6 protein-coding genes, 1 tRNA gene and 1 pseudogene are annotated in these 7,304 nt (G+C 71.2%); 3 read left to right on the top strand and 5 right to left on the bottom strand.

Going from position 1 to position 7,304, the window contains the following annotated elements; translation table 11 throughout:
- Positions 1–955: 955 nt before the first annotated feature.
- Positions 956–1,038 (top strand) — tRNA-Leu (locus FM051_RS49390).
- A 98-nt stretch (positions 1,039–1,136) separates the two neighbouring features.
- Positions 1,137–1,334: a hypothetical protein gene (locus tag FM051_RS49385; RefSeq protein WP_158854849.1), complete on the top strand. Its 198-nt coding sequence runs from the start codon at positions 1,137–1,139 to the stop codon at positions 1,332–1,334.
- Between the two features lie 309 nt (positions 1,335–1,643).
- Here the strand turns inward: FM051_RS49385 and FM051_RS49380 are convergent, their stop codons facing one another.
- The 5 genes from FM051_RS49380 to FM051_RS49360 are packed head-to-tail and all read right to left on the bottom strand — an operon-like array spanning position 1,644 to position 6,728.
- Complete coding sequence (locus FM051_RS49380) at positions 1,644–2,813, bottom strand: recombinase family protein (protein WP_158854847.1); 1,170 nt, start codon at positions 2,811–2,813, stop codon at positions 1,644–1,646.
- Positions 2,810–4,918 carry a CHAT domain-containing protein gene (locus tag FM051_RS49375; RefSeq protein WP_158854845.1) on the bottom strand — a complete coding sequence of 703 codons (2,109 nt, stop codon included), beginning with the start codon at positions 4,916–4,918 and terminating at the stop codon, positions 2,810–2,812. The genes FM051_RS49380 and FM051_RS49375 overlap by 4 nt, the downstream gene beginning before the upstream one ends.
- A gap of 10 nt (positions 4,919–4,928) precedes the next feature.
- Positions 4,929–5,645 carry a CATRA conflict system CASPASE/TPR repeat-associated protein gene (locus tag FM051_RS49370; protein ID WP_158854843.1) on the bottom strand — a complete coding sequence of 239 codons (717 nt, stop codon included), beginning with the start codon at positions 5,643–5,645 and terminating at the stop codon, positions 4,929–4,931.
- Positions 5,597–6,415: a CATRA conflict system CASPASE/TPR repeat-associated protein gene (locus FM051_RS49365; protein WP_158854841.1), complete on the bottom strand. Its 819-nt coding sequence runs from the start codon at positions 6,413–6,415 to the stop codon at positions 5,597–5,599. Before FM051_RS49365 ends, FM051_RS49370 begins: the two co-directional genes overlap by 49 nt.
- Entirely contained in the window at positions 6,399–6,728 is a 330-nt protein-coding gene (locus FM051_RS49360; RefSeq protein WP_158854839.1) for a CATRA system-associated protein, read from the bottom strand. The genes FM051_RS49365 and FM051_RS49360 overlap by 17 nt, the downstream gene beginning before the upstream one ends.
- 114 nt (positions 6,729–6,842) lie before the next feature.
- Between FM051_RS49360 and FM051_RS49355 the strand changes: the two are divergent.
- A pseudogene (locus tag FM051_RS49355) lies at positions 6,843–7,162 on the top strand (transposase); the annotation flags it as partial.
- Positions 7,163–7,304: the final 142 nt, after the last annotated feature.

Below are 7,304 nucleotides of genomic sequence, written 5' to 3'. Positions count from 1 at the left end.
CGCGTCGTCGATGTCGGCGCCGCGATCACCCGTGCGCTATGGCGCCAGGTCCACCTGAGCAGGGCCCTGATCAGTCATTACCGCCGGCGCGGCGACCCGCTGCCACATGATCTCGGAATGTAGTACCAGGAGCAATAACTCGGTGACCGCGTGGTTCGCGAAAGTCGGCGAGTACGTCCTGGAAGCTCGGAACATGCTCGCCGACCGCCGGGCGCGTGGACACCCAGACCCACAGCGCGAAGCGACATATCGATGGTGACCAGCGAGACGCCGCCTGCCATCGTGCCCTGACCGTGCGCTCATGACGACCGGCTCGTAGTCCGGTCCGGCAAGGACACCTACCGACCCGCCGATCTCCGAACCAGCATGGTGACAATTATCTCCGGCAGGTGACAACTATCGTCGGCAGTCACAACTCACCCAACAGACGTAGCTCGGAAACAGACACGAACAATTCTCCAAGAGAGATCGACCCTGTCACGTCAGAGACGGCAATACTCCACAGATGTGGACGTTCCGAGTCGATGACGTCGAGCGTGTCCGTGATGGATCCACTGCCAAGTCGAGTGCTGTTCCCAGCTTGCCGTTGATCTGATCCAAAGGGATCAAAGAACTGCCCATTTGCCCAGTCAGCCCACGTACCCGACGTGCACTACCGGTTTCCGGTCTGAACTCTCGCGCCCGGATTACCGGCATCGCTCGCTGCACACCCGCCCACGCACGGTCCACTTCCGCCAGGATGTGCTCCAGGAGGCGGTCACCGGGTGGCAAGACCCAACATCACGTGGACCACCCCTCGCGGACGTTCGCGACCCACATCACAACTCCGACCACCCCGCCGCCAGCCAGCGATGTCACATCCCATCGCCGCACGTCAGACGGCACTTGACCCCCCGATTTTGACCACCCAGAACGATCATGTAATCTATGCACACACCACGGCGAGAGCCGAGGAGTCCGGGTGGCGGAATGGCAGACGCGCTAGCTTGAGGTGCTAGTCCCCGCAAGGGGGTGGGGGTTCAAGTCCCCCCTCGGACACATAATTTGCCCCACGATGTAATTCCAGGTCACCTGGAAGCGTCGTGGGGCTTTGTGTTTCCCGACGCCGCCCCGAGCCTACCTGGTGGTCGCTGCTCGTGGGGTGTCTGCCGGCGTGCGGGCAGGAGCAGTGGGCGGCGTCCGGCTCGTCGTGCCAAGACCTGTCGACGGCGGTCGTGGTGGGGTTCGTCCGGCGGTGGGTGTTCGTCTCGCCCGGCCAGGGATGTGTCCCGCGAACGGGTGGCGCCGAGGGCGACGTGGAACCCGGTCTGCCGGTGCCGCCGCTGTGGCACTGAAGGGCGCTCGGGACGGGCCGGCGGCCGGAGAGGCTGGCGCGCGGGGCGGGTTCCGCGAGCCGGTGCGTCGACCTGGTCCGCGGGCGCGTCGGGTTGGTCGGCCTCCGAGGCGGTTGCGTAGCTCAGGGCGAGCAGGAGCTGTCCGCCTGTCTTTCCACGGTCTTCGTTTCCGGGCAGGTCGTGGACGGGCTGCGGTGTGGGGCGTCTGCGTGGTGTGCGCGCTCGCCCGGTGGTGTCGCGGTCGAGCAGTGCGACGCCGGCGGCGTCGCAGCGGAAGACGAGCCCGAGGACGTCGACCAGTCGTGCGGTCTAGGCGGGGTCGGGGTTGTCGGCGATGCCCGCGGCGGTGAGGTGCGCGGCGATGCGGGCCAGCAGGTGGTCCTCGCGCAGGTAGAGGTTGCCCGGCGCGCCCTCCGGTCGAGTACGGGCGCTGGTGTGGCCGTGGCGGCAGCGGTAGGCGGCCCGGCCGTGGCAGCGGTGCGAGTCCATCCTCCGCCCGCACAACCCGCACTGGAGCCTGCCCGCCAGCAGGTAGACGCACTCGCCGCCATCGGAGTCGGCCTGGTGGACGCTTTGCCTGGTGGCCTGGACGGTCTGGGCGGTGACGAAGTCCTGCTCGGACACCAGCGGGGTGTGGGCGATGCGGGTCGAGATCGCCCAGGCGTGCTGCTCGTTGCGGACGCTGGCCCGTCGTCCGCTGGGCGAGCGGGTGGCGCGGTCGGCGCTGGTGCGGTTCCACACCTGGTGGCCGGTGTAGCGCGGATTGCCCAGGATCTCCACCACCGTGCGCAACGACCAGCCGTGATCCACCCGAGATCCCTTGCGTTCCGCGTCCGTGCCCGTAGGGCTGGGTACGGCCTGCTCGTTGAGGTGGCGGGCGATGCCCGCGGCGCTGTGCCCGGCCAGACGTAACGAGAAGATCAGCTTCACCACGGGTGCCGTGGCGGAGTTCGGCACGAGCCGTTGCTGTCGGACCCCGCGTCGGGCCAATGCCCGGTTCGGATGCGGCCCGGCGTCGACGAGCCGGTAGCCGTAGGGTGGCCGGCCGCCGAGATAGCGGCCCTGCTCGACGGTCTGCATCCGCATGGCGGTGACGACCCGGTGCCGGGAGCGCAGCACCTCCGTCTGCGAGCGCGCCGCCAGCACGGCCAGCGCCGCCACCAGCACGGGTGCCGCCCGGGGGTCGCCGGTGCGGTGCAGTGCCCGGACAAGTTTCTGCTTGGCCTCGTAGGGCTCCCGGTAGTGCTCGTCCCTGCGCTCCCGCTGTGGGAGGCTCTCGGTGAGGACCGTGCGGTAGCGCTCGATGTCCCCGATGCCGTGTTCCTCCGTGAGCCGATCGCCCTCGTCGTACCAGGCGTTCCACACCGCCGTGACGGCGGCGAGGCGCGCGTAGTGGTCGGCGGTGTCTGCGATGAGCGCCTCGAGCCGCGCGATCAGCTCCGGCACCGTCGCCGGGTCGCCCTCCTCCCGGCGGGTCACAGGCCGGCGTGCAGGAACGGCACCCACGCGCTCGGGTGCTCCGGGCGGCGGGACCGCTCCTCGCGGATCGCGTCGTGCAGCGCGCGTGCGCTCTCGGCCGGCAGGAGCAGGCCGTCGCGGACGATCGCGTCGTACACGGACCGGGTGATGCGTGCCGCCGGGCGGTCGGGCACGGACCACAGGGCGCCGATGACGTTCTGGTAGCCCGCGTGCTGCAGCGCTGCGGTCAGCGTGATCGCCTCGTCCGGTATCCGGTCACCCCCGACGGCGGTCCGGCACGCCGCCAGGAACGCGAACTCGGCGTGATCGTGCCGGATGCCCGCGAGATCGGCCACCGTCAGGGTGCCGTCACGCAGTACCAGGCCGCCGTCGAAGGGCTTGTCGAGGTGCTGCACGCCGTGGCAGTCGAAGTGCGCCCACACGTGCCGCCGCAGTTGCGCCTCCACCGCCGCGCGGGTCACCGCCACGCCCTCCAGAGTGGTGCGCCGCTCGGCCGGGAGTAGGTCCTCCAGGTGGGCGCGGGTACGGGCGGCGCCCGGCAGGCTCTCCTGCTCGGGGTCCTCGCCCGGCGTCGTCAGCAGCAGGCGGCGGTCGGCGTCGTTCCCGGCATCCCTGGTCCGACGGGCGTGCACCAGGACCTTCAGTGCGGGCGTGTAGGACGAGACGACCCGGTCCAGGGCGGCGGCGGAGTCCGCGTGGCGGCCAGCGGCGTGCAGCGGGAGCGTCATCAGCGGGCCGGTCGGGCACCACCACACGCGGGGCCAGGGCGTCGCGTCGGGCAGCTCCCGGTAGCCGAGTGCGTCCAGCACGGGTTCGGCAACCGCCTGCCAGAGCCAGGTGAGCGTTTCCCGCACGACCTGTTCGCGCTCGGACTCGCCGTCCGCCAGCGCGGTCACGTAGCGGGCGGCGCGGGTGAGGGCGTCTGAGTGGGAAAGGCTGGGCAGGTCGACCACCCGGGGTTCGGGCTCGCCGTCCCGGACGATCAGCGCGCAGCACCCCAGGCGGCTGGCGTTGACCACCACGACCGGCCCCTCGGCCCCGGCGGGTCGCAGGTCCAGGCCGAATTGCGGCATGGTGAAGGTGCCGCCGGGCACGGCCTCCTGCGCCCGTCGGGCCAGCCGCTCCCACTCCCGCAGCAGCTCAGCGTGCGCCCGTTCGTCCATCGTGGACCACCGGGCGACCAGGGACGCGCGTTTGCCCGCCGTGCCGTGGTCGCGTTCCAGGGCTTCGGCGACCCGGTCCATCCGCTTGGCAAGCCTCGGCGCGATCCGCCGCAGCGCGGCCCGGTCGGTCCGGGTCCGCAGCAGTTGCGCCCACAGCACCGCGCGCCCACCTTCGAGCAGTTCCAGGGCGCGTGCAGGCTGTCCGGCGACGACCGCGCACGCGGCGGCGTCCGCGGCCAGACCGGTGTGCTCTGCCAGCACCTCCTCGCGAGTGTCCCGGCTGTGCCCCCACCACGCCGCCCTCGGGAGCAGCCGGACCGCGGTCTCCAGACCGGGCAGGCCCGCCGCCGGTCCGTCGGCGACCGCCGCGGCGTAGCCCCAGGAACCGGCGGCGGCCAACCGGGTCAGAACCGGCGCTGACGTCGTCTCACCCAGTTCGCGCGCGAGTTCGATCGGGTCGGGCAGGTCCTCCCGCCGGGAGGTGGTGCCAGCCCGCTCGTACACGGCGGTGATGAGGGCGGCCAGGGTGCTCGCCCGGAGCGGGGTGTCGTTGCGCTGCGCGTCCAGCGCCTCCTGCCACCAGTCGACGGCGTCGTCCAGGTCTGAGAGCCGTTCGGTGCGCCGGTACTTGTCGAACAGGGCGGCGGCGAGGCCGTGCGCGCACCGGGCCGGGTCCGGGCGACGGCGGAGCGACCTGCGCCGCGCGTTCGCCGTCCGGCTCCAGACCGCCTCGCCCAAGTCCCGGATCGCGCGGTCGAGGTGGCGCGCGTCGCCGCCGTTTAGGTAGCGGGCGTGCCGACGGGTGCCGCGGCGCAACAAGCGCGCTTCGCCGGGCGCGACCCAGCGCCGCCACCCCGTCCGCCGCACGCGGTACCGGTCTGCGGCGGTCGCGGTGGCGCGGTAGGAACCTTCGTCTTCGGTCATGACGTAGACGTAGGACACCCGGCCGACGCTAGCAGCGCCTGAACGGTCGAGGCTCCCAAAACTGCGGTTTCAGCGCCGGAACCTGGTGATCAGTGCGGATGTCGAGGTGCCCAGCGTCAGTCCGAGCCCTGCGATCGCCCAGGTCCAGCCGGTGCCAGTGTGCGAGGGAGGCAGCCCCCGCGATCCACCCGAACGCGCCGCAGACAACTCCAGCCCCGGCGTGGACCAGGACCCGCGACCAGCGCCGGTCCGGTACGACGATCCGCAGCACGATCAGCGACACCAGCAGCGCCAGCCCGCCGAGCGCGGCGACGACGGCCGGTTTGACCGCCGCAGGCAGTGGCACCGTGTATTGAAGGGACTGGATCGCGGCCAGGCTCATCAGGACCGCACCGACGAACCCGGTCAACCCGAGATTAATGCTCTCCTGGCGGCGCTGCCTGCTGCGCTGCACGAACTGGTCCAGCAACGCGCCCACCTGCGCGGCCCGTTGCAGCGTCGCCTCCAGGTAGGTGGCGTCGTCGTCCAACCGGTGGACGAACCACCCGGCCAGCTCACGGTCGTCGGCGAACAGCCCGCCGAGTTCGTCGCCGACGAACGCCACCAGGTTGGCCGTCGCGATGTCAACCGTGCGGCACATCTCGCGCAGCCGGGTCGTCCGGTCGATCAGACCGAGTTCCCGCGCCTGCAACGAGGTCAGCTCGCGGACCGCCGCCACCAGCTCGGCCCCCGACCGGGCTCCCACGTGGGCCCGACGGCGGCCAGCAGCCGCTGGATGATCGTGTCGGCTTCTCGGCGCAGGTTCCCAACCCCCTCGGCGGCCTTCCAGACCCGCAGTTGATAGCGCATTTTCGCGGCGTGCAGCAGGTACTTCGCCAGCGGTGGCAGCTCCAGTCCCGCGCCGAGCCACGTCCAAGCGCTCAGCTCAACGTCGCGGTCCTCGGCTGCCAGCACGACCAGCCGCCGTTCCGGCCTCGTGTCGACCCGTGACGACGCCTCCCACACCGCGAAGCCCTGCGGCACGGTGATCCCGCGCTCCCGCCAGGCTAACGGCGCTGCCGGGTCGGCGGGGACGCCGGTCCGCACCGCCTCCGGCACCGCAGCCGAGTCCGCCGTGCGGGCGAGGAACAGCCGCGCCACGCCGAGCACCCCCGGCCACGACCCGCCTGCCGCCGCCGACCACCGCCGGTCCAGCTCAGCCCAGCCGACGCCCTCGGCGGAGTCCGGCTCCAGCACCGCAGACAAGCAGAACACGTCGTGCTCACGGCGCAACACCGCCTGGCACACCCCGCTGCCCGGCCGCGTCCGCGCCGCCAACAGCCCTGTCGAGCGAGTGCCGTCGTCGTCCCAGCCCGCCTTCGGGTCGAGGTCGATATCCGGCACCCGTCCGGTCATGCCGAGCGCGCTCCCGCACGCCTGCCATGTGCTCCGCAGCCGGGCGAGGTCGTCGGCGCGATGCTCGCTGTCGGCGGCCACGAACAGGTGGACGACGAGGGCCTCAGTCCGCGGCGACATCCCGGTCGTCCTGCGGGCTTCGCCGATCGGGCCGGTCGACCTCCGCCAACGTGTGAACCAGTTGGTTGATCCGCTCCCGGACGGGTTCGGGTGCGGGCAGCACCGACGCGCCCTCGATCGGAACGACGCGAGTCGGGCCGGCCAGCTCCAGGTCATGCAGCACCCTCCGAAAGGCGTCGGCCTCGCCCCGCTCCAGTGCCGCAGCCATGCCGTCCAGGGCACGGTCGACGGCGCGCCACCGGTCGCCGATCAGCCGCCAGGCCAGTGCCTCTCGGAGGAGGCTGAGCGCGTCGTCCCGGATGTCGTCCTCCACGGCCGAGCATCCTAATCTAAAGATCTTCACGGTATTTGGGCGAGGTTGTCAGAGGAAGAGTCCGGTGTGGTCAACCTTGGTCGAGTTCAACGACGAAGCGATGACAGAAGCAGCTCCGGAATGGCCTGTTGGCGAAGCCTGCGCGACTGGAACGAGGCTGGCGTCTGGTCCCGGTTGCACGAGCTGCTGCTCGCGGAGCTGCACTCGGCGGGCAGGCTGGACTGGGACCGGGCGGTGATCGACACCTCGCATGTCCGGGCCGCGCGACGCGGCCCAAAAGCGGGCCGAGCCCGGTCGACCGCGCCCGACCGGGCTCCAAGCATCATGTTCTGACCGACGGCGGCGGCATCCCGCTCGCCGTGTTGTTGACCGGTAGCAACCGCAACGACGTCGTCGGTCTGGAACCGCTGCTGGACGCGGTGCCCAACGTGCGCGCCCGCGTCGACGCCCTAAGAACTCCTAACTCAATGACAAGTTGCGCAGGCGGCGCCAGCAGATGATGCCGCAGGCCAGGCTCAGGAACGCTTCGTGGATGTCGTCCCGGATCTCCCACCTGACCCGCAGTCGGCGGAACCA

Origin of the sequence: Saccharothrix deserti (genome assembly GCF_009769385.1) — a bacterium.
In the GTDB taxonomy this organism is placed as follows: Bacteria; Actinomycetota; Actinomycetes; order Mycobacteriales; family Pseudonocardiaceae; genus Actinosynnema; species Actinosynnema deserti.
The sequence above is the reverse complement of the archived record's forward strand: the minus strand, read 5'-3'. Positions and strand labels throughout refer to the sequence as shown.